This window comes from Pyrobaculum organotrophum, from assembly GCF_055384425.1.
In genome coordinates, this window is record NZ_AP042430.1 from 1,675,521 (window position 1) to 1,701,540 (window position 26,020).

32 protein-coding genes are annotated in these 26,020 nt (G+C 55.0%); 18 read left to right on the top strand and 14 right to left on the bottom strand.

Features of this window, described 5'->3' with window-relative positions; translation table 11 throughout:
* The first annotated feature begins 1 nt into the window (after position 1).
* Positions 2–1,729: a hypothetical protein gene (locus ACZ49R_RS10210; protein ID WP_464733014.1), complete on the top strand. Its 1,728-nt coding sequence runs from the start codon at positions 2–4 to the stop codon at positions 1,727–1,729.
* A gap of 502 nt (positions 1,730–2,231) precedes the next feature.
* On the opposite strand, the gene ACZ49R_RS10215 is transcribed toward ACZ49R_RS10210, so the two are convergent.
* Entirely contained in the window at positions 2,232–2,411 is a 180-nt protein-coding gene (locus ACZ49R_RS10215) for a hypothetical protein (RefSeq protein ID WP_464733015.1), read from the bottom strand.
* A 103-nt stretch (positions 2,412–2,514) separates the two neighbouring features.
* On the opposite strand from ACZ49R_RS10215, the gene ACZ49R_RS10220 reads away from it, so the two are divergent.
* On the top strand, positions 2,515–2,679 hold the full coding sequence (locus ACZ49R_RS10220; protein ID WP_464733016.1) for a hypothetical protein: 165 nt from the start codon (positions 2,515–2,517) through the stop codon (positions 2,677–2,679).
* Here the strand turns inward: ACZ49R_RS10220 and ACZ49R_RS10225 are convergent.
* Positions 2,630–3,457 (bottom strand): SPL family radical SAM protein, encoded by an 828-nt coding sequence (locus tag ACZ49R_RS10225; RefSeq protein WP_464734127.1) that lies wholly within the window; start codon positions 3,455–3,457, stop codon positions 2,630–2,632. The two genes, ACZ49R_RS10220 and ACZ49R_RS10225, sit on opposite strands and share 50 nt — an antisense overlap.
* Before the next feature lie 57 nt (positions 3,458–3,514).
* On the opposite strand from ACZ49R_RS10225, the gene ACZ49R_RS10230 reads away from it, so the two are divergent.
* Positions 3,515–3,991, top strand: coding sequence for a vitamin K epoxide reductase family protein (locus ACZ49R_RS10230; RefSeq protein WP_464733017.1), 477 nt, complete (start codon positions 3,515–3,517; stop codon positions 3,989–3,991).
* Between the two features lie 42 nt (positions 3,992–4,033).
* Here ACZ49R_RS10230 and ACZ49R_RS10235 read toward each other — a convergent pair whose 3' ends face one another.
* The 5 genes from ACZ49R_RS10235 to ACZ49R_RS10255 all read right to left on the bottom strand — a co-directional run bounded on the left by ACZ49R_RS10235 (position 4,034) and on the right by ACZ49R_RS10255 (position 7,068).
* Entirely contained in the window at positions 4,034–4,726 is a 693-nt protein-coding gene (locus ACZ49R_RS10235) for a metallophosphoesterase (RefSeq protein ID WP_464733018.1), read from the bottom strand.
* Positions 4,723–5,868 (bottom strand): aspartate aminotransferase family protein, encoded by a 1,146-nt coding sequence (locus ACZ49R_RS10240; RefSeq protein WP_464733019.1) that lies wholly within the window; start codon positions 5,866–5,868, stop codon positions 4,723–4,725. Before ACZ49R_RS10240 ends, ACZ49R_RS10235 begins: the two co-directional genes overlap by 4 nt.
* Positions 5,869–5,894: 26 nt before the next feature.
* Positions 5,895–6,206 (bottom strand): FHA domain-containing protein, encoded by a 312-nt coding sequence (locus ACZ49R_RS10245; RefSeq protein ID WP_464733020.1) that lies wholly within the window; start codon positions 6,204–6,206, stop codon positions 5,895–5,897.
* A 74-nt stretch (positions 6,207–6,280) separates the two neighbouring features.
* Complete coding sequence (locus ACZ49R_RS10250; RefSeq protein WP_464733021.1) at positions 6,281–6,913, bottom strand: uracil-DNA glycosylase; 633 nt, start codon at positions 6,911–6,913, stop codon at positions 6,281–6,283.
* Positions 6,914–6,915: 2 nt separating this feature from the next.
* The gene (locus tag ACZ49R_RS10255; protein ID WP_464733022.1) at positions 6,916–7,068 is read right to left on the bottom strand and encodes a hypothetical protein; all 153 of its coding nucleotides are present in this window, start codon (positions 7,066–7,068) and stop codon (positions 6,916–6,918) included.
* Here ACZ49R_RS10255 and ACZ49R_RS10260 point away from each other — a divergent pair.
* Positions 7,061–7,714: a PD-(D/E)XK nuclease family protein gene (locus tag ACZ49R_RS10260; protein WP_464733023.1), complete on the top strand. Its 654-nt coding sequence runs from the start codon at positions 7,061–7,063 to the stop codon at positions 7,712–7,714. The two genes, ACZ49R_RS10255 and ACZ49R_RS10260, sit on opposite strands and share 8 nt — an antisense overlap.
* 30 nt (positions 7,715–7,744) lie before the next feature.
* The gene (locus tag ACZ49R_RS10265; RefSeq protein ID WP_464734128.1) at positions 7,745–7,999 is read left to right on the top strand and encodes a DUF504 domain-containing protein; all 255 of its coding nucleotides are present in this window, start codon (positions 7,745–7,747) and stop codon (positions 7,997–7,999) included.
* Here the strand turns inward: ACZ49R_RS10265 and ACZ49R_RS10270 are convergent.
* Positions 7,959–8,588: a phosphoribosylanthranilate isomerase gene (locus tag ACZ49R_RS10270; RefSeq protein WP_464733024.1), complete on the bottom strand. Its 630-nt coding sequence runs from the start codon at positions 8,586–8,588 to the stop codon at positions 7,959–7,961. The two genes, ACZ49R_RS10265 and ACZ49R_RS10270, sit on opposite strands and share 41 nt — an antisense overlap.
* 399 nt (positions 8,589–8,987) lie before the next feature.
* Between ACZ49R_RS10270 and ACZ49R_RS10275 the strand changes: the two genes are divergently transcribed.
* From ACZ49R_RS10275 to trpA, 5 genes are read left to right on the top strand one after another with little or no spacing between them, the layout of a single operon-like run.
* Entirely contained in the window at positions 8,988–10,250 is a 1,263-nt protein-coding gene (locus tag ACZ49R_RS10275) for a TrpB-like pyridoxal phosphate-dependent enzyme (RefSeq protein WP_464733025.1), read from the top strand.
* A gap of 15 nt (positions 10,251–10,265) precedes the next feature.
* Entirely contained in the window at positions 10,266–11,255 is a 990-nt protein-coding gene (gene trpD, locus ACZ49R_RS10280) for an anthranilate phosphoribosyltransferase (protein ID WP_464733026.1), read from the top strand.
* Positions 11,252–12,520, top strand: a complete 1,269-nt coding sequence (locus ACZ49R_RS10285) for a chorismate-binding protein (RefSeq protein ID WP_464733027.1) — start codon at positions 11,252–11,254, stop codon at positions 12,518–12,520. Before trpD ends, ACZ49R_RS10285 begins: the two co-directional genes overlap by 4 nt.
* Positions 12,511–13,092, top strand: coding sequence for an aminodeoxychorismate/anthranilate synthase component II (locus tag ACZ49R_RS10290; RefSeq protein WP_464733028.1), 582 nt, complete (start codon positions 12,511–12,513; stop codon positions 13,090–13,092). The genes ACZ49R_RS10285 and ACZ49R_RS10290 overlap by 10 nt, the downstream gene beginning before the upstream one ends.
* Complete coding sequence (gene trpA, locus ACZ49R_RS10295; RefSeq protein ID WP_464733029.1) at positions 13,089–13,796, top strand: tryptophan synthase subunit alpha; 708 nt, start codon at positions 13,089–13,091, stop codon at positions 13,794–13,796. Before ACZ49R_RS10290 ends, trpA begins: the two co-directional genes overlap by 4 nt.
* On the opposite strand, the gene ACZ49R_RS10300 is transcribed toward trpA, so the two are convergent.
* Positions 13,785–15,086, bottom strand: coding sequence for an SLC13 family permease (locus tag ACZ49R_RS10300; protein WP_464733030.1), 1,302 nt, complete (start codon positions 15,084–15,086; stop codon positions 13,785–13,787). The genes trpA and ACZ49R_RS10300 overlap by 12 nt on opposite strands.
* A gap of 2 nt (positions 15,087–15,088) precedes the next feature.
* Between ACZ49R_RS10300 and ACZ49R_RS10305 the strand changes: the two genes are divergently transcribed.
* The 7 genes from ACZ49R_RS10305 (at position 15,089) to ACZ49R_RS10335 (ending at position 19,998) form a co-directional block, all read left to right on the top strand.
* Entirely contained in the window at positions 15,089–15,949 is an 861-nt protein-coding gene (locus tag ACZ49R_RS10305; RefSeq protein WP_464733031.1) for a sulfite exporter TauE/SafE family protein, read from the top strand.
* Entirely contained in the window at positions 15,931–16,299 is a 369-nt protein-coding gene (locus ACZ49R_RS10310; protein ID WP_464733032.1) for a DUF1634 domain-containing protein, read from the top strand. The genes ACZ49R_RS10305 and ACZ49R_RS10310 overlap by 19 nt, the downstream gene beginning before the upstream one ends.
* A complete protein-coding gene (gene tsaA, locus ACZ49R_RS10315) occupies positions 16,292–16,711 on the top strand; it encodes a tRNA (N6-threonylcarbamoyladenosine(37)-N6)-methyltransferase TrmO (protein WP_464733033.1) in 420 nt (139 codons plus the stop codon). The genes ACZ49R_RS10310 and tsaA overlap by 8 nt, the downstream gene beginning before the upstream one ends.
* A gap of 262 nt (positions 16,712–16,973) precedes the next feature.
* Positions 16,974–17,144, top strand: coding sequence for a 30S ribosomal protein S30e (locus ACZ49R_RS10320; protein ID WP_464733034.1), 171 nt, complete (start codon positions 16,974–16,976; stop codon positions 17,142–17,144).
* Complete coding sequence (locus ACZ49R_RS10325; protein ID WP_464733035.1) at positions 17,141–18,289, top strand: DUF401 family protein; 1,149 nt, start codon at positions 17,141–17,143, stop codon at positions 18,287–18,289. The genes ACZ49R_RS10320 and ACZ49R_RS10325 overlap by 4 nt, the downstream gene beginning before the upstream one ends.
* A gap of 264 nt (positions 18,290–18,553) precedes the next feature.
* Entirely contained in the window at positions 18,554–18,877 is a 324-nt protein-coding gene (locus ACZ49R_RS10330; RefSeq protein ID WP_464733036.1) for a 4Fe-4S dicluster domain-containing protein, read from the top strand.
* Positions 18,878–18,903: 26 nt separating this feature from the next.
* Positions 18,904–19,998, top strand: coding sequence for a radical SAM protein (locus tag ACZ49R_RS10335; protein WP_464733037.1), 1,095 nt, complete (start codon positions 18,904–18,906; stop codon positions 19,996–19,998).
* On the opposite strand, the gene ACZ49R_RS10340 is transcribed toward ACZ49R_RS10335, so the two are convergent.
* The 4 genes from ACZ49R_RS10340 to ACZ49R_RS10355 are packed head-to-tail and all read right to left on the bottom strand — an operon-like array spanning position 19,992 to position 24,002.
* The gene (locus tag ACZ49R_RS10340) at positions 19,992–21,125 is read right to left on the bottom strand and encodes a DUF790 family protein (protein ID WP_464733038.1); all 1,134 of its coding nucleotides are present in this window, start codon (positions 21,123–21,125) and stop codon (positions 19,992–19,994) included. The two genes, ACZ49R_RS10335 and ACZ49R_RS10340, sit on opposite strands and share 7 nt — an antisense overlap.
* Positions 21,122–22,477 (bottom strand): DEAD/DEAH box helicase, encoded by a 1,356-nt coding sequence (locus ACZ49R_RS10345; RefSeq protein WP_464733039.1) that lies wholly within the window; start codon positions 22,475–22,477, stop codon positions 21,122–21,124. Before ACZ49R_RS10345 ends, ACZ49R_RS10340 begins: the two co-directional genes overlap by 4 nt.
* A complete protein-coding gene (locus tag ACZ49R_RS10350; RefSeq protein WP_464733040.1) occupies positions 22,468–23,337 on the bottom strand; it encodes an ornithine cyclodeaminase family protein in 870 nt (289 codons plus the stop codon). Before ACZ49R_RS10350 ends, ACZ49R_RS10345 begins: the two co-directional genes overlap by 10 nt.
* A 23-nt stretch (positions 23,338–23,360) precedes the next feature.
* On the bottom strand, positions 23,361–24,002 hold the full coding sequence (locus ACZ49R_RS10355; RefSeq protein WP_464733041.1) for a CorA family divalent cation transporter: 642 nt from the start codon (positions 24,000–24,002) through the stop codon (positions 23,361–23,363).
* A 16-nt stretch (positions 24,003–24,018) separates the two neighbouring features.
* On the opposite strand from ACZ49R_RS10355, the gene ACZ49R_RS10360 reads away from it, so the two are divergent.
* Positions 24,019–24,525, top strand: coding sequence for a lysostaphin resistance A-like protein (locus ACZ49R_RS10360; protein ID WP_464733042.1), 507 nt, complete (start codon positions 24,019–24,021; stop codon positions 24,523–24,525).
* Here the strand turns inward: ACZ49R_RS10360 and ACZ49R_RS10365 are convergent.
* On the bottom strand, positions 24,490–25,941 hold the full coding sequence (locus tag ACZ49R_RS10365; protein WP_464733043.1) for a B12-binding domain-containing radical SAM protein: 1,452 nt from the start codon (positions 25,939–25,941) through the stop codon (positions 24,490–24,492). The two genes, ACZ49R_RS10360 and ACZ49R_RS10365, sit on opposite strands and share 36 nt — an antisense overlap.
* Positions 25,942–26,020: the final 79 nt, after the last annotated feature.

Below are 26,020 nucleotides of genomic sequence, written 5' to 3' on the forward strand. Positions count from 1 at the left end.
TATGTCCTCTCAGCGCTATGTCCAAGTAGAGATTCGCGGTAAGCGCGGCGACGAGACTATAATCTTAGCTTGGCTTAAATTGAGAGAAGGAGAAGTCGAGAGAGTTGTAAAGTTCTTTAAATCGGCTACTGTTGAAAGAGTGGGCGATAGAGTAGTAGTTAATACGGCATTGAACTTTGGTATGCCTGCAGTGACCTTTAGGTCGCCGCAGACATATAGTCTCTCTTTAACGTCAGAGGTGCCTCAACTCGGTGAAAAGGCTCTATATTTAGAGCCGGTCGTGGTGAAGATACACCAGAGGCCTCGCATAACTGTTCCCGACCTGGCGACTGACCTTCCTCAACTTCCCGGCGTAGCTCCTAAACTAGCGCCTGTTGATGTCGTGTTCAAAGAGGCTCAGAGGCTCGGCCCTCTAGCTCTTAATGACGTAGTACCTGAGATCAAAACGGCAGAGCCCCATCTTCAGCCGGCTACGGTCTCTTGGGCTGAGAAACCTTCATTTTTCTTGTCTCCTTTGTCTTCTGACGTGCCTCAGATCTTAGCTCCACGCGTCTCGACGACGGGGGTGCCGCAGGCGTCTGGAGGAGATTACGATATAGAGCTCTTCAGCTTCTTTGAGAACCTTTACGCGCGAAACCCCCTCTTGAGACTGAGCTTAATCTTAGTCGATAGACCCCTTGTGATATTAGCCGAGAAGGAGTCGCAAGACTATATTGAATTTCTTAAGAGAGTGTTAAGAGAGATATATTTGGTCAGAGCTGGGAGTCTCCCTACAAATTCCAAACACATTAGTAACTCGGACGATCTTGAAAAGATCATGCCGGTAGACGTAAGCGCCGGGGGTAGGATCTTTGTATTTGATCTGCGGGGTGGAAGATTTCGAATAGAGTTGATAAGAGACGGCATTCTTGATAGGTTGAGAGAGCTTTATTCACAACGTTTGGGCTTTTTCGTGTTCTACGGGAGCGGGGAGAGGTTAAGAGAGGTCAAAAACTTCTGGAAAAAGGGGATGTCCGACACGCCAAGACCTATAGAAATAGCCCTAGCAAGAGAGGACATTCAGATTCTCAATGTATTGGCAGATGCCATGTGGGGAATGTCGTCTCTTTCTGGCAAGCCATATGGCGATCTTGATGAACGAATAGTTTACCTAGAGGATTGGTTCTGGAAGGAGTTAGAAAGAGCTACAGGGGTGTTTGACATATTACTAAGGACTAAACCTAGTGATGATAGCGGCAGTGAATCTAAAATGCATTACCTCGTTAAAGCGTTTGTCGTAAGCTATCTAGCGGGGAAAATATCAGAAGAGTTAAAACAGACAGGACTTGACGACAAGACTGCGTGGGAAAGAGCGCTGAGTTGTGTCGATACCGAGCGCGAACTGGGCGGTATTAGAGTTGATGTGTATGTGGAGTGCGAAGGGCCGTACAGAGATTTAGCCGTCGAGGTGGAGACTTTGTACGGAACAGGCGCTGTGATTCATAAACTTAGAGAAGTGGTAGAGAGTAGATATGGCCGCGTGAATATGCTATGGATTGTAATTCCAAACCCTCAAGCTGTGCTCTATCTGCCGCTCCTTCTTAAATTCGGGCGTTGGAGTATAGAAAGGTACGGGAGGTGGGCTGAATTGTTCACTTTGGACCTAGAGGGTAGAGGACTTATCAGATTAGCCGATCTAGCCAGGAGAATCCATGATAGATTAATTCAAGACGGCTCTGTTATGTCTTAAGACAAAGCATTTAGTTACGTCATATGTAATTTTTAATGCGTTTATACCTAATCATTCATTATTCCTAAATTCCCGAGATTGCGGTAGTAAACCGCCGCCGTAGGTAAGTAAGACATAGATACCCCTTGATATAACACAAATGAGGAACTCTCGCTACAATAACTACGGTATTAATGTACTGAAATAAGCGCCAAGGCCGCCAAAGCGACGTAGTGGAAATTTAGACTCTTTTATGTTGTAAAAGCGTATGCTGTTAACATTGGAACATATCCTCACCAAACATACGATTTGTCTCTTCAAAAGTTATGTTACACTGCTATTGAGACTATAGTCTCTGTAAGAGTTTCAAGACCCTCACAAGCATTATGTGTCTCTCCAGCTCTTAAAAATAGCGCCCAAAACACTTCGATGACAAAGTGTCAATATTGTCTCCGGTTTTGTCTTCGATATGCGAAGAAGAGAGAACTACCCACCCCTATATTACTTAGAAGAAGCTGAAAGGCTAGAAGGTCAGCAGGTCCCACTCCAGTATGTAGTCGCGGGCGTCGGCGATAAATCTTGCATGTCTTTTCGCCGCCGTGGCTGTCGAGTGTGTCCCAGCTAGTCTCCAGTGGGGATCTCTAATCTTTTCTCTAGTTATCAATACTCTCTGCTTTCTCTTGTTAACGTATACATAGAACACAGGTCAAGAGAAGTGCCCAGTTATATATCCATCAGGTAAAACTAGCCGCACAATAGCCGCCGAAGCATAATTGAAAGCCGCCACGGAGGATTTTTTAAACTGGATGTATGTCGTACACATAGTGGTGGTCGACGTGTTGGGGGCTCACGCGTATACGCTCGTGAGATACGGCGTAGACCCCTATGACGACGTAGAAACAGCCGTGAAGAAGCTGGAGACTAGGGCGCCCCATTTAGCCCGGCTTCTGAGGGAGGTCGCCCGCGTCTAGCTCTCCACTCCTCTTCCACGTCTAGACACCTCGCCCCGGCCTCTCTACAGAGCTCTTCTATGGTTTTCTTTACCTGTGTCCACCACTGCGTGCCGGCCTCTTGTCTGTAGGCGGGGGGTAGCCTCGCGTGTGCCCTGGGCTTGGGCCTGTATCTGTCGTATATAAGCTCGGCGCCTATGGAGGCTGCGAGTTTTATAACCTCGGCGAGGTCCTCTCGGCTGTCGTTGTAGCCCGGCACCACTGGGCCTAGGAAGATCCACACCTTTACCCCCTCCTCGGCTAGCCTCGCGGCGGCTCTTGCCCTGGCTGTGGGGTGCGGGGCGGCCGGCTCCAGCTCCAGGGCTTTGTCTCCCATGGCGGTGATGGTGATGCCCACGTCTACCAACTCCCTGTATCTCTTGAAGAGGTCTAGATCCCTCAGCACGAGGGGGGATTTGGTCTGTACCGAGATGTGGAAGCCCGCCCCCGCCAGTATCTCGATGGCGCCTCTGGCCAGTCTGTACTTGGTCTCGGGGGGCTGGTAGGGGTCTGTCACAGTGGAGAGCCCCACGACGCCGGGCTTGAGCTGGGCGGCCTCCCGCCTGAGGACCTCCAGGAGGTTGGCCTTTACGTAGACGATGTGGCCCCAGGCGGCGCCGGGCGGCCCCCTGGTGTAGTCTTGGGCGTAGCAGTAGAGACAGCCGTGGAGACAGCCGACGTAGGGGTTGAGGGCGTAGTCGTACTCCGGTAGCCCGGAGGGGGTTAGGGCGCGGCGTACTCTTATCTCGTATATTTTCACATGTCTACCTCGTCTCCTAAATATATGCCAATTCTGCACATATAGTACAGTTTTAAAATGCATGTTATTAGCCAAGTGGTGGATATATGGCTTGTGTTTCTTGTGGCTTTTTCCATCGGCGGACTTGTGGCGTCTCTACTGGTGATATACCTCTTCTACCTCCTCGGCACCCTCCCGCCCGGCTGCTACGCCAATGTAGAGCTTCTGCCGGGGGTCACCCTAGATTGTATCAAAGTGTTGACTAGCCGCTATGCCTACATAGGCCCCGTCCCGCTGGACGCGGCGGCTGCCGTCTGGTTTGTAGTAAACATCGGGGCGGCTCTGTGGCTGTACAGAACTCTGTCTAGGCGGGCCGCCCGCTTTGTCTTCTGGTGGCGTCTCCTCGGCCTCGTCATACTGCCCTACCTCGTCTATCTGGAGTTCGCCGTGTTGAAGGCCGTCTGTATCTATTGTACTATAATGCACGCCTTTATCCTCGCCGACTTTGTAGTGATCACTCTCTACCTACGGCGGGTGGCCCCATTGATAAGATGAGCATTTCTCCAAGCGCCGGCGCTGTGGTGTGTTGTATGTGGCTTAGGTAAGTAGGACAATTTCTCTACTGCAGAAAACCCTTGGCGTCATCTCCCCGGCGCCTCTCGTGACATACATGAGTGCCTCGTCCCTCCTGTAGAGACCCCAGGTGTATCCAAAGCGACTGTTGGTGTACAAGGGGACGTTGCCGGGCAAGCAGAAGTGGCCGCCGTGGGTGTGGCCCGCGAGGTAGAGGCCACCGACAGCCAAATGGAAGGCGTCTGGCGAGTGGACCAGCACGACGTCTGCGTCCTTGACCGGGGGGTAGTCTCTGGGGTCGTCTCTCCAATCGAGGCCATATATCCTGAGACCCCCTATCTGGACCCAGCCGTCGGCGAGGACGTAGACTCCTGCCTCCTCTAGCGCCGCGACGCCGCGGCGGAGGGGGATCCAGCGGGAGGCCCAGTGCTCGTGGTTTCCCAACACGGCGATTTTGGGCTTGGGCAGGTGGCGTAGCGTCTCCGTCACTGCCGCGAGATCGGCGGTGAGTTCGTCGTAGGTGTCTCCCCCTATCAACAGGATGTCGTAGGGCGGGAGCTCAAGTCTCCTCGGAGTGTGGATGTGGAGGTCGGAGAGGAAGGCCGCCCGTCTCCCGAGGCCCAGCTCCAGTGTGGTGACCTCAGTGTAGAAGCCACCGGCGAGCCCGCCGGCCAGAAGTAAGGCGCCGGCGGCTGTGAACAGCTGGCGTCTCCTCACTGGGCCCTCTTGAGGGCTTCGGAGACTGCGGCGTGCACCAGCTCTATGTCTTCCCTAGTTATCATATATGGCGGGAGGAACCTTAGGGTGTTAACGCCGGCGGTCAGCCCGAGGACCCCCCGCTCCAGGAGGGGCTGGAGGAACTGGTCGGCCTTGACCCTCAGCTCTAGGCCTAGCATGAGGCCCACCCCCTTCACCCTAACGGCGAGTCTGCTCTCCACCTCGCCCAGCGCCTTGGCCAACTCGGCGCCGGCCCTCTCGGCCTTGGCCGGGACGTCCTCCTCTCTGAGGAGGCGGGAGGCGGCCGCGGCGGCCGCCATGACCACGGCGTTTCCGGCGAAGGTAGATCCGTGCTCCCCGGGCTCAAACACGTCGCCGAAGTCCTCCCGGGCAACCGCCAGGCCGATGGGGAGGCCTCCCGCCACAGCCTTTCCTGCCGTGAAGATGTCTGGCTCCACGCCATATTTCTGGAAGGCCCAGACGGCGCCTGTCCTGCCGAAGCCCGTCTGCACCTCGTCTATTATGAGGAGGGCGCCCTTCCTCTGGGTCTCCTCCCTGAGGGCCTTTAGGAATTCGGGGGTAGCGGGGTTGACGCCGCCTTCTCCCTGTATCGGCTCCACCACCACGCAACAGGTGTCCTCCTGCACCAACTTGTCCACCTCTGTGGGGACGTTGAACTTGCCGAATCTCACGTGGGGGTAGAGGGGCTCGAAGGCCTTTCTGTACCTCTCGTTCCAGGTTATGGAGAGGGAGCCCATGGTCCTCCCGTGGAAGCTGTTGGTAAAGGCGACGATGGTAGGCCTCCTGGTTATCTTCTTGGCGATTTTGACGGCGGTCTCCACGGCCTCGGTGCCTGTGTTCTGTAGAAACACAACGCCGAATTTGGCGGGGAGGAGTCTGGAGAACTCCTCTATAAACCGCTCCCTGGCAGGGGTGGAGAAGTTGAGGGGCACGGCCCACACCTCCTCCAGCTGCCTCCTCACGGCCTCCACTATCTTGGGGTTGGCGTGGCCTAGGAAGGCAACGCCGTGGTTGGTGTTACAGTCTAGATAGCGCCTGCCCCCGTCGTCCCAGACGTACTGGAGGAGCCCCCTGACGATCCTCAGGCCGTACTCCCGGTAGTATCTGGCGATTCTAGCCATAAGCCACGATAAAAGCCAGTTAATAACTATTCCTCCTCAACGATAAACTCCACGACCCCCGCCACGTTCACCACGTCTCCCCTGTACAGCTCCACGAGCCCCTCCCCCCTTATGTCCACGCCGTTTACGTAGGTGCCGTTGGTACTACCCAAGTCTAGGATGTAGAGGGCGCCCCCAACCCTCTTCAAGGCGAAGTGTCTCCTAGATATGTACATAGCCGCCGGGCCTAGCCAGGCGAAGTGCTCTCTGCCGTAGACCCCCTCCCTCTCTAGAACCACAGGCCCCCTCAACACCAACCTCGCCGGGTGGAATACCTCGACTACATACACCCGCTCCATGTTGTAAAACGTGGACAAAATAAACTTCCAGTAGTCATAAGAGAGACGTATACGCGCCTTATAAAAGACATAACCTAGGAGTGTTGTATCTCTTCCTTAGCCAGTTTCTTCGCCAGCTTGAACACCTCGGCGAGCTCCTCCACAGCGATCCTCCCGGTGTTTATATTGCGGGGGCTGGGGTGGTAGGCCCCCACTAGATACACGCCGTCTTTCTCGACCACCGCCCCGTGTCTAAATTCCTCCCGGACGCCGAGGATCTCAGACACAGCTCGCCAGGCCACTCTGCCCAGGGCCACCACCACCCTGGGCTTGACTATCTCCACCTCCTCCCTCAGCCACCGGCTGCAGTTCTTCACCTCCTCGGCGGTGGGCTTGTTGCCGGGGGGAGCGCATTTGACGGCGGAGGTTATGTACACGCCGTAGAGCTCCACCCCGTCGTCCCGCGAGATGCTGTACGGCCTAGAGGCGAGGCCGGCCTCGTAGAGCGCCTTGAAGAGGTTCTGGGAGCTCCGGTCGCCGGTGAACATCCGGCCAGTGCGGTTCCCCCCGTGGGCGGCGGGGGCGAGACCAACCACCATTATGGGGCCGCTCCCCCACGGGGGCACCGGCTTGGCCCAGTAGCCGGGCGGAAACGAGCTTCTGTACTCAACGAGACGGGGGCAGGCCCTACACGCGGTCAGTCTCCTCAGGAAGTCCTCGAAATCCACACTCAGTGGTACTCCACCACGTATATCTTTTGCGCCTTCTCCCTAAGGAGCTTAACCCAGACGTTCCCCCTTGGGTCCATGTCCATGGCGGCAGCTGGAAATATATAACCAGCGGATAAAGTTATTTTTATACCTCTGGCATATTTCGTGGACAACTTGAAGAGGGAGTTCCTAAGGCTTCTTCGAGAGGATGAGGAGTTTAGGCTGGCTGTAGCCGGCCTCATAGGGCTGGGGGAGGTGCTACAGGAGCTGAGGAGGCTGAGGGAGGACTTCCAAACCTACATAAAAGAACAGGAGAGGAGGTGGAGAGAAAACGAACGGAGGTGGAGGATGAACGAGAGGCGGTGGAGGGCCAACGAACGGAGGTGGCGTGAGGCTTTTAAGAGGTTTGAGGCGCTTGAGCGGGGTCTCCAGAGGATGGATAGGCGGCTTGTCCTTCTGGGCGCCCGCTGGGGGGTGGAGGCAGAGGAGGCTTTTAGAGAGGCGGTGCGGGGGATTGTGGAGGATGTTTTGGGGGTTGGGGAGGTGGTGCGGTGGTCTTACTTCGACGGGGAGGGACTGGTGTTCGGCTTCCCCTCGCCCGTGGAGGTGGACGTGTTGGTTAAAGACGGCGTGCATATACTCGTGGAGGTTAAGGCCTCCGCTACAGATAGCGACGTGGCTAAGCTGTGGCGGATAGGCCAGCTCTACCGCCGCGCCACCGGCGTAGAGCCGAAGCTGGCCTTGGTCACGCCCCACATAGACGAGCGTGGTAGAAAAGCCGCTGAGGCGCTGGGCATCCAGGTGTACACCTATTTATAGGTCTTCCCCGGGCTCTACGTGGGTAACCCAATGAGGCAGATCTTTAACCGGGTTAAGTGGAGCGGCCGGCGGGCCTACTTCTGGTTCATAAACAGGGGGTCGCCGGGCGGCGAGGAGGTACTCTCAACAGACGACGTGGTGGAGGTGGGGGCCAACGGCGTTGTCGTTTCGGTGGGCGGGAGGGAGAGGTACATCCCCTACCACCGCATTGTCGAGATTAGGCTGGAGAGCGGCGAAGTTCTCCTCAGCCGGAGAGGCGGCCGAGAGCCCTCAGGAGGGCCTTGACCTTCCCTGGGTCCTTCACCCCCGGCGACGACTCCACGCCGCTTGCTACGTCCACCATGTAGGGCCTCAGCGCCGCGACGAGGTGGGCGTTCTCCGGCGTGATGCCTCCGGCGAGCGCCACCTTCCCCATGTGTGCCACCTCGGCCAGCGCCTGGAGCGGGATCTTGAGACCGCCCTCGTACCTCTCCCCGCTCCCCTTCTCTGCGTCTACTAGGACGTACTCGTGGGGCTTGGAGAGGAGCTGTGACACGGCGGCTCTCAGATCGGCCCCCCGTCTGTACACCGCCACCGGCGCGAGGGCCACGCCCCTCTCCTCCGCGTAGCTGAAGTGGCCGTCGCCCAGAGACCCGTGGTGCTGGACCACCGGGATCCCCAGTGACGCCGCTAGATCTACGGCTTCGGCCGGCGGGAGAGAAGCCGTCACCAGCACGGGCCTGCTCTCTCTAACCAGCCGCACCAGTTCCCCGAGCCGCCTAGGCTCCACCGACCGGGGGCTGGAGGGCTCCACTATGAAGCCGATGTAGTCCACAAGGCCGTCTAGAAGCTCCACATCCTCTGGCCTCGCCACGCCGCAGATCTTAACCAACACAAGAGAGTGAAAAAACTAGGACTATAAACATACTAAGAATTGCCTCAGCAAGATTTCCAAGATCTTGAGATGTTTATAGACATTAAACGCAACGACGTTTAATACCGGGGGCTATCACTGGAAAGACGCCCCAAATTATAAACAACGCTACCATAGTCCACATTGCATTCTCTGTCTTAGGCCAATTGTGGTATTTTCCTTGTGGATTCTTAGGCGTTTTAGTAAAACGGCCGGAACCACATGTGGAACATACCTTCGTTGTTGTTCCTCCTCTCCCCCTCGGCGTCGGTGTGAAAGCGCATGATTCAAGAGTATGTTGTCTATAGGAACTGTTTGACAGCGGCGTCACACGTTACATATATGTTTATATATCTGTGTCTTTCCCTACGCCATGTCGGGGTGGTAGACCGCTGGTATAACATCGCCGCTGATCTGCCTGGGGTCCTCGCTCCTCCTAAGGACCCGGATGAGGGGGAGAGTAGAATCGCTCTTCTCACCAGGATACTGCCCTCTGCGCTGATTGACCAGGAGTTCACCGCAGAGAGGTGGGTGCCCATACCTGAGGAGGTGAGAGAGGTCTATAGGCGCGTGGGGAGGCCTACCCCCCTTCTGAGGGCGGAGGGGTTTGAGCGGGCGCTTGGGACTAAGGTGCACATATACTACAAGTACGAGGGGGTTCTGCCGGTGGGTAGCCACAAGCTTAACACCGCGGTGGCTCAGGCCTACTACGCGAAGGCGGATGGAGCTGTGGAGGTGGCTACTGAGACGGGGGCGGGGCAGTGGGGGATGGCTGTGTCTCTCGCCGCGGCGCTCTTCGGCCTCAAGGCAACGATCTTCATGACCCGCTCCTCCTACAACAGCAAGAGGCAGAGGCTGGTCTTCATGAGGGCGTACGGCGCCACCGTCTACCCAAGCCCCAGCGAGGTCACCGAGACGGGCAGGAGACACTTTCGACCCGACCACCCGGGGTCCCTCGGCATAGCCATATCTGAGGCCGTGGAGTACGTCCTCTCGGGGGAGAGGAGAAAATATCTGCCGGGTAGCGTTATGGAGTTCGTCCTCCTCCACCAGACGGTCATAGGCCTTGAGGCCATGAGACAGTTGCCCGAGGAGCCGGACTACGCGGTGGCTTGCGTCGGCGGGGGGTCTAACTTCGGCGGTTTTACATACCCGATGCTTGGGGCTAAGCTCAGGGGGGAGGGGTTTGGAAAAACCAAGTTTCTCGCCGTAGAGTCCGCCGCCGCCCCCAAGCTGACGCGGGGGGAGTATAGGTACGATTTCCCAGACGCCACGGGGATACTGCCGTTGATTAAGATGTACACCCTAGGCCACGACTACGTCCCCCCGCCTGTCCATGCGGCGGGCCTGCGCTACCACGGCGCCGCTCCCAGTCTCTCTTTGCTTAAGCGGCTGGGCCATGTGGAGGCAGTGGCCTACGGCCAAGAGGAGGTTATGGAGGCGGCGTTGCTTTTTGCAAGATCAGAAGGCGTTTTGCCAGCTCCCGAATCGGCACATGCGGTAAGGGCTGTGATAGATTTGGCAAAAAAACTCCCGCCAGGCTCTGTAGTTGTGTTTAACATGTCTGGTCATGGACTTCTTGATGTTGACGCGTATGAGAAGGCTCTTGAGTGGGAGAAAATATATAAACACCCCGAAGATTAACGATATGGCTTCGGGGTGGTAAATATACTAAAAAAACTTGCAAACGGCGTTTCGCTTAATATTGACGAGGCCTACCTCCTCTCGCGTGAGATCCTCTCCGGGGGGCTAAACGACGTGGCTGTCGCGGCGGCTCTCACCGCGATGAGGTGTAGGGGGGAGACGGCGGAGGAGGTGACGGGTTTTGTAAAATCGGCTAGAGAGGTGGCGGTTAAGGTGCCGCTTAGGGTTGAGGCTATAGATACGGCGGGGACGGGGGGCGACGGGGCGGGGACTATAAACTTGTCCACGCTCGCCGCTGTGGTCGCCGCGGCGGCGGGGGCCAGGGTGTTAAAACACGGGAACAGGTCGGCGTCGGGGTTCTTTGGGAGCGCGGACTTTATGGAGGCGGTGGGCTACAACCTCGAGGTGGGCCCTGAGAAGGCAGCTGAGATGGTGGAGAAGATCGGTTTCGCCTTCGTCTTCGCTCCGCGGTACCACCCGGCTTTTGCAAAAGTCGCGCCAGTGAGAAGACAGTTGCCCTTCCGCACCGTCTTCAACATCGTGGGGCCGCTCGCGAACCCAGGCTTGGTCAAGAGACAACTGATCGGCGTGTCGGAGAGGAGGCTGCTGGACGTAGTGGGCGGCGTCGCCTCCGTCTTGCTAGACCGCGCCCTTGTGGTATACGGCTCCGGCGTGGATGAGGTAAACACCGAGGGCCCCACCGAGGTGGTGGAGGTGAGGGGCGGGAGGGCCGAGCGCTACGTCTTAGAGCCGGAGGACTTCGGCATTGGAAAAACGCCGCTTCCCCGGGCCTCGACAAGGGAGGAGGCGGTGGGTCTCGCCTTGGCTGGGCTTAGGGGAGAGCATAGGGAGGCTGAGATCGCCATAGCTGTCAACGCCGCCGCGGCGCTCTATGTGGCCGAGGTGGTGAAGGACTTCAGAGATGGCTTCGAGCTCGCCGTCAGGACAATTAGAGAGGGGGCCGCGTATAGGAAGCTGAGGGAGGCCGTGGAGGCGTCGAGATGAAGATCCCGCTGTCTAAGCTCCCACCGCCGAGAGAGCTAGCCCACGGGCTGTACCAGTCGGGGGAGGAGTTCGTGGCTCTTCTAGAGTCGGGCCAGGGCTTCGCAGAGAGGGCGAGGTTCACCCTCGTGGCGTGGGGGGTGGAGAGGGCGTACGTCTCCTCTGGGCCCGATCTACAACAAGTGCTCTACTCGGCGCAAAGGGAGCTGAGGGCAGACGAGGGGCCCTTCGGCGGCGACGTGTTAATCGGCGCCTTGACCTACGAGGCGTCCTACTACGTGGAGCCTCTGTTGCTTAGGTATAACAAGGTAGACCGGTCTATCCCGGCGGCGTTTCTGGTTAAGCCCAGGGGCTACATCCTCTACGACAAGATGCTGGGGAGGGGCTACTTGAGGGGGGAGATGCCGAAGGTTTCTGTGGAACGGAGAGAGACCAAGGTGAGGGGGCCGGTGGCCATGACCGACCCGAACCGCTTCAAGAGCTGGGTGGCAGAGGGGAGGGAGAGGATCGCGGCTGGGGAGATCCTCCAAGTGGTGCTCTCCAGGTGGGTAGACTACAGAGCGGAAGGGGACCTCTTCCCTCTGTACAAGGCGCTGGCAGAGGAGAACCCCTCGCCGTATATGTACTTCGTTAAATACGGCGATATCCACTTGATTGGGACGTCGCCTGAGCTGTTGGTAAAGGTGCAGAGCAGCCGCGTGGAGACCCACCCAATCGCCGGGACTAGGCCAAGGGGCGCCACCGAGGAGGAGGATCTAGCGCTGGAGGAAGATATGCTCAGCGACGAGAAGGAGCTAGCTGAACACATCATGCTTGTGGATCTGGCTAGGAACGACATCGGGAGGGTGTGCCAGTTGGGGTCTGTCAAGGTGGAGGAGCTGTTCGCCGTGGAGAAATACAGCAGAGTGCAACACATAGTGTCTAGGGTCATGGGCGTCATGGATAGAAGGTTCACCCCTGTCGACGCCCTCTTGGCCACCCACCCGGCGGGCACCGTGTCCGGCGCCCCCAAGGTGAGGGCTATGGAGATAATCGCCGAGCTTGAGGACGAGCCTCGGAGGTTCTACGCAGGGGCCGTGGGCTTCATCTCGCCGTCTCTCCTCGAGTTCGCCATAGTCATAAGGACTATAGTGGCCATGGGCGACTCCCTCCGTATACAAGCCGGGGCGGGGGTTGTGTATGACTCCACGCCCGAGCGTGAGTTTAGAGAGACCGAGTCTAAGCTTGCAGCACTCAGAGCCGTCGTGGAGGGTGGGCCATGGACTTGACTCTGATCGTAGACAACTACGACAGCTTTGTCTATAACATCGCCCACTACGTCGGCGAGCTGGGCAGCCGGCCGCTTGTGTTGAGAAACGACGAGGTGACTGTCAAAATCGTTGAGAGAATTAGGCCAGACAGGATAATAATCTCGCCAGGCCCTGGACACCCGGCTAACCCCCGCGACGTGGGGAACTCGCCCGACATCGTGAGAGAGTTCAGCGGGAGGATACCCATACTAGGCGTCTGCCTAGGCCACCAGATCATAGGACACGTCTTTGGCGCAAAGATCAGGAGGGCAAAGACAATAAAACACGGCAAGACCAGCCAAGTGCGCCACCTCGGCGGGCCGTTGTACAGGGGCGTGCCAGAGGTTTTTCAAGCCGCCCGGTACCACAGCCTTGTGGTAGACGAGCTTCCCCCGGTTCTGGTCGCGGAGGCCTACTCACTAGACGACGGGGAGATCATGGGGCTTCGGCATGTGGAACATCCCGTCTACGGGGTTCAGTTCCACCCAGAGTCCGTGGCGACGCCGCTTGGGAAGAGGATTTTAAAGAACTTCCTAGATCTGACCATATGAGGAGGCCCGGCCTCGGCGTGTACGTCCTGGCTGGCTGGCCCAACGCTGAGGTTTTCAAGAGGGCGCTTACTGCCGTGGGAGAGGTGGCCGACTTCGTGGAGCTGGGTCTGCCGAGTAGAAACCCGAAGTACGACGGGCCCTACATCAGGCAGGCGCATAGGGAGGCGGAGCCGTCTGCTGTGGAAGCGGCGCCCGGCGAGACGTACATCATGGCTTATTGGGAGGACTTCGCCGGGGAGCTCCAGAGACTGTTTGAGACGGCGCGTGCGGCGGGGGCGAGGGGGGTCCTCGCCCCGGATCTCCTCATTGACTTCCCAGGCGATCTAGACCGTTATGTTGAGCTGACCAGGAGGTACGGGCTGGAGCCGGCTTTCTTCATACCCAGCAAGTTCCCCTACGCGTTGCTTAGGCGCCTCGCCTCTCTAAAGCCCGCCTTCATATACCTCGGGCTGTACGCCGCAACTGGCATAGAGCTGCCGGTATACGTCGAGAGAAACATAAAGACAGTTAGGGAGGTGGCGCCTGAAGTCTATCTGGTGGCGGGCTTTGCCATAGACAGCCCTAGGAAGGCCGCCGCTGTGGTAAAGGCGGGGGCAGACGCCGTGGTGGTGGGAACAGCCTTCTTAAGAAGGCTTAGAAACTCGGTAGAGGAGGCCATCGCCTTCCTCAGGGAGATAAGGGGGGCGTTGGACTCACAGCAGTAGGAAGGGGAGGTAGATCGCTATATTTACGGCAGTGACCACCGCGCCATATTTAAGAAACTCCGTGAAGGAGACCGACGTGTGGTACTTCTTTTCGAGGACCTCCAGGATTATTATGTTCGACGCGGCGCCAAGTAGAGTGAGGTTGCCGGCGATGGTGCTGGCCATGGCGAGAGTGAGCCACGCCCTCTCGTCTACGCCGACTTGCATCAAGTAGGCCGAAAAGAGATTGACGAAGGGCACGTTGCTCAAGATCTGGCTGAGGCCGAGGGAGAGGGCGGTTATGGCCAACATGTCGTGGACCGTGCCTTGGTAGGTGGGGAGGGCGGCGGAGATAATCGGCTGGAGGACGCCGCCGTCCCACACTGCCTTCATGGCGATGAACATAGTGGTGAAGAAGAGTATCGTGCCCCAGTCCACCCTGGAGAGGAGGTCGCGGGGGTCGCTCGCCAGAAAGTAGACGAAGGTCGCCACAACAAAGGGTATCAACCCTATGTTGTGTATATGGGGGGCTCCGCTTACGGCGGCTATGTCATTTGCCACCATGGCCGCCACAGCCGCCGTCAGCCCAGCGGCGGCCACCGCCGCATCTCTCCTATTTCTAATGGCCTCCCATGGGCTTGTGGCTATCGCCACCCTGCCGTTTTCCACCCCCATCATCTTGGCCAGGATCAGCGGCGTGACGACGAGGTTTATGAGGGTGGGTAACGCCAGCGTTTTGAAAAAGGCAATAAACGGCGCTTGTATGCCAGAGGTGACGGCTATAAACATGTTCTGGGGGTTACCCACCGGCGTCATAACCGACCCGATGGTCAACGAGTAGGCCAGGAGAAGGAAGGCGAACTTAGGCGGCAGTCCCGCGGCGCGGGCGAGCACAGCCGCTATGGGGGGCCCCATCAGCGCCACCGTGTCGTTTACAGCCACAGCCGCCAAAAAGCCAAAGAGGAGAGAGGCCCCCATCGCCAGCCCGTACCTAGACTTGAAGAGGCCGAGGAACCAGTAGGCTACTGCGTCTAACAGCCCGCTGGACTCGGCTAGGGCGACTATGGAGAACATCCCCACGAGGAAGAAGAGAACCTCGAAGTTTACCACAGACGGTATTTGGTCGATGGACAGAGGGCCTGGCACAATGGCTATGAAGGCGGCGAGCGACATGAGAGACCAAACCGGTAGCTTGGGGTATAACGGGCGGAGGAGCATGCCGATTATAACCACCGCTATTATGACTATGGAATAGATCTCGCCGAGGTACATCAGCTCTACAAACTTTAATATTTTAAGCTGTTGCCCCATATATGAATGTCACATTGTTATTTGCCGCCCTCTTTACGACAAGCGTCTTCGCAGGCTTCGTGGGGTCTCTCACGGGGTTGGGCGGCGGGGTGGTGTTGGTGCCGATTTACGTCCTCGCCCTTGGGGTGCCTGTGGAATACGCCGCAGGCGCAAGCCTCGTCTCTACCATAGCCACCTCTTTGGCGACTAGTGCAACATATGTGAGAGATAGGCTTACCAACGTCAGAATAGGCATGTCTCTAGAGATCTCCACCACCCTCGGCGCTCTGGCGGGCTCCCTCACAGCCGCATGGATCTACGCCTCGGGGCTACAAAGAGTGGTGTATTTGGTATTCGGCGCTGTGCTCATCTTTTCCTCCTATATGCAGTGGGCCGTGGCTAAGCTAGGCGAGCGGCCTAGACCTCCGCCAGACCGCTGGACTTCTTTTTTAAAACTTAGAGGTAGGTATTACGACGCCGCAAGGGGAGAGACGGTGGAGTATTACGGAGTTAGGTGGTGGCTTGGCGCGCTGATCATGTTTGCCGCGGGTCTCGTGTCCGGCTTCTTGGGCATAGGCGGAGGGGCGCTTAAGGTGTTGGCTATGGACTGGGCGATGGCCCTCCCCATCAAGGTGTCTACCGCCACTAGCAACTTCATGATAGGCGTGACCGCCGCCACGGGGACGGCGGTGTACTGGGTCCACGGCTATATACAGCCCTTCTTAGCTGCCGCGACTGCCCTCGGCGTACTTGCCGGCGCCTACGTTGGTAGCAGACTATTGCCGCACCTCAGGAGTAGATCGGTCCGGTTCTTTTTTGCCACGGTGGTGCTCCTGCTGGGGGTACAGATGTTGTTGAAGGGGGTATGGAGCTGGAAGACGTAATCGTGTTAGTGATGAGAACAGGGCTTGCCGCCAGCGTAGCCCTCATCCTCTCAGGCCTTCTCCTCCTCGCCCTAGGGCCGGACAAGTCGATTTCGGAACTGGCCAACCTCCGTTCGCCTATAAACTCCTCACTGTATCCTCCGGCTAGTCTAGTGATAAACCTCCCCTCCCACCCAGCCGTAGCGTTGTTGTTTATAGGTCTGGCGGTGTTGATGGCTACCCCCTTGGTACGCGTGGCACTGGCAGTAGCCGAATTCATAAGGGAGAGAGACGCCATATATACTGCACTAACTCTATTTGTATTATTTGTCCTATTCATCTCGCTTATTTTACCCCGTGTATATGTATAGCCTTACCCCCATTGGATATATACGACATAATTACTCCGACGAGGAAGTAAAAAAGAGGCGGGTAGTTGAGGCCGTCGTAGAAATTTTACCTGAGTATGAGGCTGGTCTCGCGGGGATTGAGGAGTATAGCCACATAATTATCATAGCTTACCTCCACAAATTCCGGGGGAGGCCGCTTGTTGTAAGACCAAAAAGAGTCGAGGGGGCCCCAGAGGTTGGAGTTTTTGCAACAGACAGCCCCGATAGGCCGAACCCAATAGCTGTGACAATTGCCCGACTACTTAAGCGTGATGGCCGCGTGCTCTACGTAGACGGAGTAGATCTATTCAACGGAACCCCAGTACTCGATATAAAAGGCTTTTCACCTAAGAGATGTCCAGAGAGAGTCAAAGCGCCTTGGTGGGCCGACTAGATATTGCGTATTTCTAGAAAAGAGAACTGTAGCTCCCCTTTACACAACCGGCCTTCCCCGGGGAGCTCGGGCGCGCGCCCGAGCCGCACAGGGGCAATCCAGGCGCGCGGGGGCCCGGCCGTGCCCAGGCGGACGGGCGCGTCAAACACAACAACCTATGAGCCAACCGGCCTTGGGAATCCGGCTGGTGAACACACTTACGAGGTTAAAAGTTTGATCATTGATAAGCATAAAATTTTTAAATGGGAGCGTTTCTTATCTTATGCCGTCTCACGGATCGCTGACGAAGGCTGGTAAGGTGAGAAATCAAACTCCTAAGATACCGGCTAAGCCGAGAAAGAATCTAACGCCGAAGAGGAGAAATATAAGGAATTATAAGAGAAGGATCCTCTACGCCTCTTCTCAATCCGCATCTGCCACAACTGAGGCTTGATCATATTAGCAACTTTTTTACTTATTGTCCTGTTTATAGTATTTGGCACTTTATCTCGTAAATTAGATGTCTCTATATCCCTCGCTGTAGGCGCGTTAATATACGGCGCCGTTGCTTTTGGCGCCAGTTTGTGGAAAGTTTCTATCTCTGCCTTTAATGAATCTATGGCCTATATCTTGACGTCTCTAATCTTCGCCATGGCCCTCGGCTTCTTATTAAAAGAAAAGGGGAATAAAATCGCAAGCGGCTTAAGCGCCCTCGGCCCAAGAGCCGCCGCGTTTTTAATACCTGCCGCAATTGGGCTCCTCCCTATGCCAGGCGGCGCCTATGTAAGTGCCGTAGTTGTAGATCCTCTCTATGAAAAAATGGGGCTTGATAGAAATGAGAAGACTTTTTTAAACTACTGGATGCGCCACATTTGGATATCCATATGGCCGCTATTCCAAGGCGTGTTAATTACATCTGCAGTGTTGAGGGTATCTGTATGGCAAGTGGTAGAGTGGGCGTGGCCAGCCGCCTTATTTGCAGTAGTTGCAGGCGTGGCTATGGGCACACCGCTAGTGACAAACGTCGCAATAGTCGGGAGACCTAGAGATTTACTAGCTCTATGGCCGCTTGTCGCAGTAGCTGTCCTATCTTTCACAATACCGCTTCCACTGGCAGTAGCCTCTGTCTATTTGACATACGTCGCTGTACACAAAGTGCCAAGGGCGCAAATAACTGCCTCATTTAAATATGCGCTTAACCCCCGTATTATATCTATCATAGTATTCTCTCTTGTCTTCGCCCAGTATATAAAAGAGAGTGGGCTCAGTACCCAATTAGCCGAGCTTCTAAGTGGATACTCAGCTTTTGCAATTTTCTTCATACCCTTTGCCGTAGGTTTAGCCACTGGGGTAGAGTTTACCTTCGCCGGCTTAGCCTTCCCGCCTATATCTCCTCTGATACACGGGCCTGCTCTTGCGTTAGCGTTTACTGGCGGCTTCCTCGGCGTTATGTTAAGCCCAGCCCATTCCTGCTTGGTCTTAACATGTGAATATTACGGTTGCGAAGCGGCGAGAGTATATAAACTACTTTTAAAAGCCGCCGTCTTAGTCGTAGTCCTCTCTATTGCATATTATATGCTAGTCTTTTACTATAGGTAGGCCTACGTGTTTATCAAATAATAACTTCACATTTGTAGAGACATATAGAATTCGTTTAAGCTATTTGAAAAACGCAGAATTTTGACACTATTATATGATAGCCGCATAAACGTAGTTGCTTGTAACTAACGCCGAGGGACGGTCTAAGTGCCCTAGCTAGAGACGACAACTTTTATAACCGACGACATTTTGTTAGACTAGAATGAGCTCTTTTTCTGCCTTCTTGCGCATGAATATTTTTATAGTAGACATATCTCTGGCGTTATGGCTGAACTGGCAAAATATGAAAGAGTAGTAATAGACCAAGACATATGTATAAGTTGCGGCGCGTGTGTTGCGGCGTGTCCATATCAAGCCATTGAGTTAGATGAAAATGGCAAGGCGAGACTCATTTGGGAAATGTGTAAAGACGACTTTTCGTGTATAGCTGTCTGTCCTGTAAAAGCTATATCTAAAGCCAACGAAGCCACCTCTGAGGCTAAGGCTAAGAAAGGTTGGTATAGATTTGGCAAATCACTTACACCAGAGGAGCAGAAGGCTTTTGAAGAGTGGAAGACAAAATACGGGATTACGGCGCCGCCAGTTTAAAAAATAACTTTTTACATACTTTTTCTGTGGGCGTTTGCAAACTCTGTGGAAATAGAAGTATCTTAATATCTAGTAAATTAGGCGTTTGTATAGACTGTCTAAGGAGGAAGCCCCGCGACGCTTTAGAAATAGCCGCTAAAGCCCACGCCGTGAGCCGTATGCGTTTTAAACTACCGTTGTCTCCGCCGACCTCTGGCACGCCGTGTGGAATTTGCGGCAGGGGATGCGCCATCCCAGAGGGCGGCGTGGGCTACTGCGGCCTTGTGAAAAACTTCAGCGGGAGACTTGTTAGACCTGGTGGAGATATCAACGTCGGCGTCCTCACGTATTATTACGACCCCATACCTACTAATTGTGTTGCCGATTGGATATGCCCAGCGTCAACTGGTAGGGGCTATCCGCGTTACGCCAGATCTCCCCTGGGCGAGGTTGGATACTACAACCTGGCGGTGTTTTATGGTGCATGTAGTCTTGACTGTCTATACTGTCAGAACTGGCAGTATAGGACGTACCCCTCAAACCCCCGCCTGGTCTCCGTTGATGAGCTTGAGAGGGCGATGGGGCGGAGGGTAACTTGTGTTTGTTTCTTTGGCGGAGATCCAGCGCCTCAGACTGCCCACGCACTACTTGTGGCAAAAAGGGCGGCGGAGAAAGGGATAAGGGTGTGTTGGGAGACAAGCGGCCAGCTTGCACCGCATCTCTTGGACAAAGTAGTTGACATATCGCTCAGGACGGGGGGCATCGTGAAGTTTGACCTAAAGGCGTTTACGCCCAGTGTATACAAGGCGCTTACAGACGGAGAGGTGGACGTGGTGTTACGTAACTTCAAGGCGGCAGCTCGGCGTTTTAGAGAACGACGTGAAGTGCCGCTTGTGGTAGCCTCGATTCTTCTAGTCCCTGGCTACGTCGACGAGGTTGAGGTAGATCTGCTTACTAAGTTCATCGCCCGCGTAGAACCAGAAGTACCCACGAGGTTCCTCGCCTTCCACCCCGACTATATGCTCGACGACCTACCGCCCACTTCTAGAAGACATGCTGAAACAGCCTTGAAGATAGCTAGGGAAAACGGGCTTGTGGAGGTATCTTTAGGGAACGAGTGGCTTTTGGGCGACTACTACTGACGTTTGCAGTATGGCTTTATGTACTTGTACACGTCTTCTAGCCGCGGCCTCCCCTTGTAGAGCACGACGTTGGGAAGGAGCTGCTTCCAGGTGGACATGGCGAGCTCCTCGTCTACCAGAACCAGGAGGGGCTTGCCGACTTTTACAACCTTTTCGTACTTCCGCCTCAGGTAGTCAGGCGTCCAGAACCCCACAACCTCTATATATAAGTCGCCGATTTTAAAATCCGGAATGTAGACCCTGCCCTCCACCACCAGCACCTCAGGCTCCCTCTCCACTGGACATACCCTGGACACTTGGCGGTAGAACTCCTGCTCCACGTAGCTGTCGAACTCGTCGGCGGCCGGCGGTCTACTAGCCAGTGGCGGCGCTGTTTGCGAACTCTCTCTGAAGTGGTAGGTACGGTCGCCCAGCTTCACCTCAGCCTCCAGACTCCAGTTGGACGCCGCCACTATATAGGGCACGAGCTTAGCAAGTCTCGTGCCATAGCGCTCTGTCTGCCTCAGTGCAGAGGCGGGCCCGTCGAAGTGAAACGCCAGCTGGTCTCCGGCTTCCTCCGCCGTATACATCAGTCTCAGACCCTTTACAGCTCTCACGAGGGTTTTCACAAGCGGGGGGTCATTGGGCAACTTCGCCTTCACCCATAGCGATTTGAAGAGGAGGGTCTGGATAAGGGAGAGATTGTAGAGGCGGAGGAGGTCCCCGGGGGTTAGGTCGGGCGGCTGGAGGATGGCCCTGTTTTCCTCGTAGGCCTTGGAGAAGAGCCGCTTCACCTCGGCCACGTCCATTCTCAGCTTGGTTGCCGCCGCCTGGAACACCCTCTCCCGGTCCTCAGGCGTTAGGGCGTAGCCCGCGGCGGCGGAGGCCTTGAACACCTCCAGCCTCACCTTGGCCACTAGGCGGGTGTCTACCTCCTCCACCTTGGCCAACTGTTCTACAAGATGGGCCAAGCCTTCTGTCAATCTCTTATCCCAACCTAATGCCTCAACTTTCTTCCTAAACTCGCCTATAGTCGCCGACTTTCTTACAGCCTCAAGCACCGCAGCGGCTGGAGACTCGTCGGTAAGGTATAGCGGCTTTACCTCGCCTCTCTTCTTCGTAATTCTTAGGTACTCCAGGGGGATCACGTTAAGCCCTTCTTTCTTCTCCTCGCCGCCCCGACCTCTCTAGTGCTGGCGGTCACCACCTCGTATATCTTGGCCTTGTGGGGCTTTAGCCTAAGGGCGCGGCCCATCCTCTGTATGAATTGTCTTGTACTGGAGGTTCCGCCCAGAATTACGACCACGTCTACGTCGGGCACGTCAACTCCCTCGTCTAGCACCTTCCCCGTGACTATGGCCTTGAACTCTCCCCTCCTAAAGGCAGACATCACCAGCTCTCTCTCGTAGGGCGTGGTGTCGTGTGCCACCAGGGGGATGAGGTAGCGCTCTGACACGGTCCTGGCCAGGGAGGTGTATTCAGTGAATATGATTATCTTAGAGTCTCTGTGTCTCGCCAGTATGTCCCCCACAGCGTCTACCTTGGCCTCTGTCTCAAAGATTAGCCGTCTCATGCCATGCCAAGCGGCGAGGGCCTTCCTCGCCTCGGGGTCGCGGCCGGCTAGAACAACGAGCTTTTGGAAGTCCGACGGCGATCTGAACCTCAACCCCCTCTTCCTGAGGTAGGCGAGGTACTGTCTCTCCAGCTCCTTGTATAGCGCTCTCTCCTCCTCTCTCAGCTGCACTCTTATAACTTCTACCTCGTAGTCCGCCGTCCACAAGCCCCTCACCTCGGCGGCTGATAGCCTATACACCACGGGGCCCACCAGCCGGTCCAAATCTACGTGTAGCCCGTCTGCCCGCTCCGGCGTCGCCGTCAGCCCCATGCGGTAGGGGGCTGGGCTCAGCTCCGCGATCTGCCGGTAGGACTGGGAGGGTAGGTGGTGCACTTCGTCAAATACGAGAAGTCTAAACTTGTTGCCTAGGGTCTCAACCGCCGCGTAGGCCGAGTCGTAAGTGATCACCGTGACGCAGCTCTCCCTCTTCTCCTCGCCGTACCACACCCCCACCCTCCCCGGGAAGTAGTGGGATAAGCGGGTCCTCCACTGTTGCACCAGTTCCACTGTGGGAACAACCACGAGGGCTGGCTCGCCTATTTTAGCAATGGCGGCTATCGCCACGTGTGTTTTGCCGGCGCCGGTGGGCATGACCACGACGCCGCGTTTGGTCTTCATCCAAGCCTCAAGGGCCTCCCTCTGGTAACTCCTCAGCTTGACCTCTGCGGCAGGCCTAACTTCTTTACATTGCGGAGCCCAGACTCTGTCTTCAATCTCTATGCCCACCGCCTTTGCAACAGCCAGAATCCTTGGGTAGTATATGGCGAGAGATCTATATTTATTAACTCTACTGTCGAATTTTATAAAGGGGAGGCTCTTGAGCTCCCTCGGTACGTCGCCCTCTAGAAGTATTGTCCCCCTGTCCCAAACCAGCGTTAATCCCACCGCACCTCAGCTCCCGCCCCTATTTTTCTCGCCTTTTCTAATACGTAACTGGCCATTGCGGCATCAAATAGGGGGTTCCCAACAGACTTATAGACCTTTATTTCTCCAAATTTACACTCCCTTCCTTTTAGAAAATCGCCGATGTAAACCCAACTCCCACCTATATCGTCTGTCTCCTCGGCGGCATGCGGATTATCTACTAAGAAACAGCCGGCCCTTCTTTTAACTTCGTCGTCAAGTTCTCTAACAGGTCGCGGAGCGCCTATTGATATTACTGTAGCGCCTTCTTTAAGCTCTCTGCCAAATATCACTGGAGTTCTAGAAGTTGTTGCAGCTATTATCAAGTCGCTTTTTAATACATCAGTTAGAGAGGTTAGTTTCGCACCCCATCGTTGCGCCACTTCTCTAGCTTTGTCTTCATATATGTCATATATCTTAAACTGCGCTTGGGGGAATAACGCTTTAAATACCCTGAGGTGGTACTCCCCTTGGACGCCAGCTCCAATTATCCCCACCTCAGCCGGCTTTACGCCTAGTACTTGCGCCGCAACTCCACTAGCCGCCGCTGTACGCCAGGCGGTTAGTTGTGTCCCATTTATCAATGCCTGGGGGGCTCCTGTCTCTACATCAAAGACAAGGACAACTGCCTTAACTGCGGGCTTGGCCTTGGGATATATCCCCACTAGTTTAACCGTAATTCCCTGGCCGGCGATATACCCGACCATTGGAGCAAACCAAGTCTCGCCGACTGTTATAGCCTGTCTTGGCAAGAACTTAGCATCTGAGAAATAGGCCCTTCTTATAGTCTCGACAGCCTCTACGGCGTCTATAAGAAAGTCTATATTTGGCAGGATTAACATGATTAACAACCCATTGCCATCTTTTAAATTTTATTTAGAATATAGGCAAAGGCTAGAGTTGCGGTGGCAAGAATTGCAAAAACTACAGGCGGGTTATCGGCAAGCGGAAGCCAGTGGAGATTCATGCCGTAAATGCTGGATATTATCAGCGCAGGCATGGCGACTGTGCCTAGCCAAGTTAGTTTTTTCATCGACGCGTCTAGAGACAGCTGTACTGTAGTAGCATAGAGGAGACGTATATCTCTAGCATATCTCCTAATGATAAGAGCTTTTCTATACAACGCTCTTGAGTAATTCTGTAGTCTATGGCTGATAAAACCTCTTCTAAGCAACTCCCTGCTTAGATAATAGAGTTGAGATGCCGTGTAATAGAGGTGATGTGCTAGATAAGATGCTGTATAAACGTCGCTGGGACGTACGGCCTCTTCCATCTCTAGTCTATACTCAAGCTGGTCTAGAAAACCCTCGGTATATTGCAGAGCAGTTGATAAACTGTCTAACGCCTTTTGAAAAGCCTCTTGTACAGTGCGGTAGGGGCCTTTGATAACTTTACCAGCTTGGTCAACTGCGAGCTCTACCCCCTCTTCTTTAACCTCGCCCTCTTCTATTTTAACTAGAGGAAGTTGAACTATTGTGATTCCACCTTCGTCAAATATATACACCATGATTTGTTTAAACTCTATGAGATTTAAGAATGTGACAGTTGATATCGTTGACGTAAGTATGCTACTTGTGTTATTGGTCGCGTTGGCGTTTTTTCCAAAGCCTCTGGGAGAGGTTGCCGTGATAACTACTATACCGCTTTTTAAAAAACGTATTGTGTGGACAAAGTTTTCACCAACTTACATAGCCCTGTCTCTCGCGGTTTTCACCACGGCGTTTGTCCTAGACTATCTCGCCATGGGCCCCCCCTCTTATATCCCGGCGTGGTGGGATGTTGTAGTTTTAACGCCGCTGGCCGAGGAGCTCGTTTTTAGAGCCGCGCCCTTCGCCCTCCTCCCGCCTCCCGCCTCTTGGATTTTTGCTGTCGTGGTCTTCGGTGCGTTGCATCCAGCTAACCCCCTTCTAGCCTCTCTCTACGGGCTCGCCCTCGCCCTTATGTACCGCGGCGGGGGATATGTGGCTTCTGTTGCGCTACACGCCTTCAACAACTTAATCTGGCTGACTCTTGCCGCAAGCCGTCTCTAAGTACTCTAGATAACGTCTCTTTAACTCACTGTGAGAGTAAAAGCCCTCTATGTGACCCCAAGGGAGGGGATCGTCTCTTGGGCTAAAGACGTAGTTAAACACGCCTCTTTTTAACAGCCGCCTTAGGTAGCCTTGTGGCGACGCCGCCATGGCGGCCTCTTCTATATATTTTGCAATTTCTCTGCCGCCTAGCGCTATACCTGCTTGTATAGCACCGAGCGTAGGCTCATAATATGTAAATTCACCACGGGAGGCCCTCTGTAGGCGTTTAATCTTGTCTCTTAGACGTTTAATATTTTCCATAGCGCTGTATTGAAATGGCGTCTGAGGCTTAGGGATAAAGGGGTTTACGCTAAGAGATAGACGAACTCCCGTCCTGTCTACTTCCTTAATTAAATTTATAAGCTCTTCTATATCCCCCTCCTCTTCACAGGGGAGGCCGGCCATTAGGTACATCTTTATCTTCAGGCCTAGTTCAGCCGCTTTATCAACTACTCTCAAGATGTCTTTATTTGAGATGTCTTTCCCCAAGGCTTTTCTCAGTCTCTCGCTAGACTCGGGGGCGATAGTTAAAGTCTTTTGCCCCCCTGCCGCTATAAGCTCCAACATTTCATCATCAAGCAACTCGGCTCTTAGCGATGGGAGAGAAATAGGCACGCCCTTGTTAACGGCCTCTCTAAGCATAGTTTTAAAGTGTGGGTGTGCGTTTGCTGTTAGAGCGACAATAGAAGGCCTAATTCCATATTTTTTATACAGCTCTTCAGTCTCTTGCAAAACAACGCGCCAATCTCTAGGCCGGTAGGGCTTTGAGATATAGCTCTCCATACAGAAGAGACAAGCGTAGGGACAGCCTCTTGCCAACTCTACAGAGAGACTAAAGGCCGCCTCTGGCTCGGGTATACGTCTATAGTCAGAGACGGCGTCAGTCGCGTATGCAATTTTAATAGGCCGCGGGCCGTGTGCGGGGTAGTACAGCTCCTCCGTCTCTTCTCCAGTCGACAAGTATTGTACAAGCGGTTTCCACAACGGCTCTAACTCGCCTATAGCCACAGCGTCTACAAACTCGGCGAGGGGCTCTGGATTCGCCGTGACGGGAGGCCCCCCGATCACCAACTTAGGCCTCTCCCTCTCTCTAGCTCTGGGAGGTATCTTTGCTTCTATAAGCATCTTGACCAGATTTACATAGTCGAGTTCGTAATGTATTGCAGCCACAATGTAGTCAAAATGGGCAAGAGGTGTGCCGTCTTCAATCCCATGGGGCCCCCGATCCGCCGTGAACCGCTCGACGTAGAACCCCTCGTCCTGGAGCTTGAAGTAAAGCATGTGGAAAACCGCGGAAGACATGGCCACCGCGTAGGCGGATGGGTAGAGGAGGGCGACCTTGACCGCGTTTTTCCTATACGCGACGCGTCTCACAGCTTAAATACCGCGGATGGAGAGAAAAATTTAGTTATACATACTTTCTTTCTACTCCCTCACACACTTGCCTTACGGC

Bases quoted from the DNA above. Each gene is read 5' to 3' on its own strand.
- ACZ49R_RS10230 (WP_464733017.1), top strand. From the start codon at position 3,515: ATGCATGTTATTAGCCAAGTGGTGGATATATGGCTTGTGTTTCTTGTG.
- ACZ49R_RS10300 (WP_464733030.1), bottom strand. From the start codon at position 15,086: ATGGGGCAACAGCTTAAAATATTAAAGTTTGTAGAGCTGATGTACCTC.
- ACZ49R_RS10330 (WP_464733036.1), top strand. From the start codon at position 18,554: ATGGCTGAACTGGCAAAATATGAAAGAGTAGTAATAGACCAAGACATA.
- ACZ49R_RS10305 (WP_464733031.1), top strand. From the start codon at position 15,089: ATGAATGTCACATTGTTATTTGCCGCCCTCTTTACGACAAGCGTCTTC.
- tsaA (WP_464733033.1), top strand. From the start codon at position 16,292: ATGTATAGCCTTACCCCCATTGGATATATACGACATAATTACTCCGAC.
- ACZ49R_RS10310 (WP_464733032.1), top strand. From the start codon at position 15,931: ATGGAGCTGGAAGACGTAATCGTGTTAGTGATGAGAACAGGGCTTGCC.
- ACZ49R_RS10285 (WP_464733027.1), top strand. From the start codon at position 11,252: ATGAAGATCCCGCTGTCTAAGCTCCCACCGCCGAGAGAGCTAGCCCAC.
- ACZ49R_RS10360 (WP_464733042.1), top strand. From the start codon at position 24,019: ATGAGATTTAAGAATGTGACAGTTGATATCGTTGACGTAAGTATGCTA.
- ACZ49R_RS10290 (WP_464733028.1), top strand. From the start codon at position 12,511: ATGGACTTGACTCTGATCGTAGACAACTACGACAGCTTTGTCTATAAC.
- ACZ49R_RS10265 (WP_464734128.1), top strand. From the start codon at position 7,745: ATGAGGCAGATCTTTAACCGGGTTAAGTGGAGCGGCCGGCGGGCCTAC.
- ACZ49R_RS10355 (WP_464733041.1), bottom strand. From the start codon at position 24,002: ATGGTGTATATATTTGACGAAGGTGGAATCACAATAGTTCAACTTCCT.
- ACZ49R_RS10220 (WP_464733016.1), top strand. From the start codon at position 2,515: ATGTATGTCGTACACATAGTGGTGGTCGACGTGTTGGGGGCTCACGCG.
- ACZ49R_RS10245 (WP_464733020.1), bottom strand. From the start codon at position 6,206: ATGGAGCGGGTGTATGTAGTCGAGGTATTCCACCCGGCGAGGTTGGTG.
- ACZ49R_RS10350 (WP_464733040.1), bottom strand. From the start codon at position 23,337: ATGTTAATCCTGCCAAATATAGACTTTCTTATAGACGCCGTAGAGGCT.
- trpA (WP_464733029.1), top strand. From the start codon at position 13,089: ATGAGGAGGCCCGGCCTCGGCGTGTACGTCCTGGCTGGCTGGCCCAAC.
- ACZ49R_RS10210 (WP_464733014.1), top strand. From the start codon at position 2: ATGTCCTCTCAGCGCTATGTCCAAGTAGAGATTCGCGGTAAGCGCGGC.
- ACZ49R_RS10320 (WP_464733034.1), top strand. From the start codon at position 16,974: ATGCCGTCTCACGGATCGCTGACGAAGGCTGGTAAGGTGAGAAATCAA.
- ACZ49R_RS10240 (WP_464733019.1), bottom strand. From the start codon at position 5,868: ATGGCTAGAATCGCCAGATACTACCGGGAGTACGGCCTGAGGATCGTC.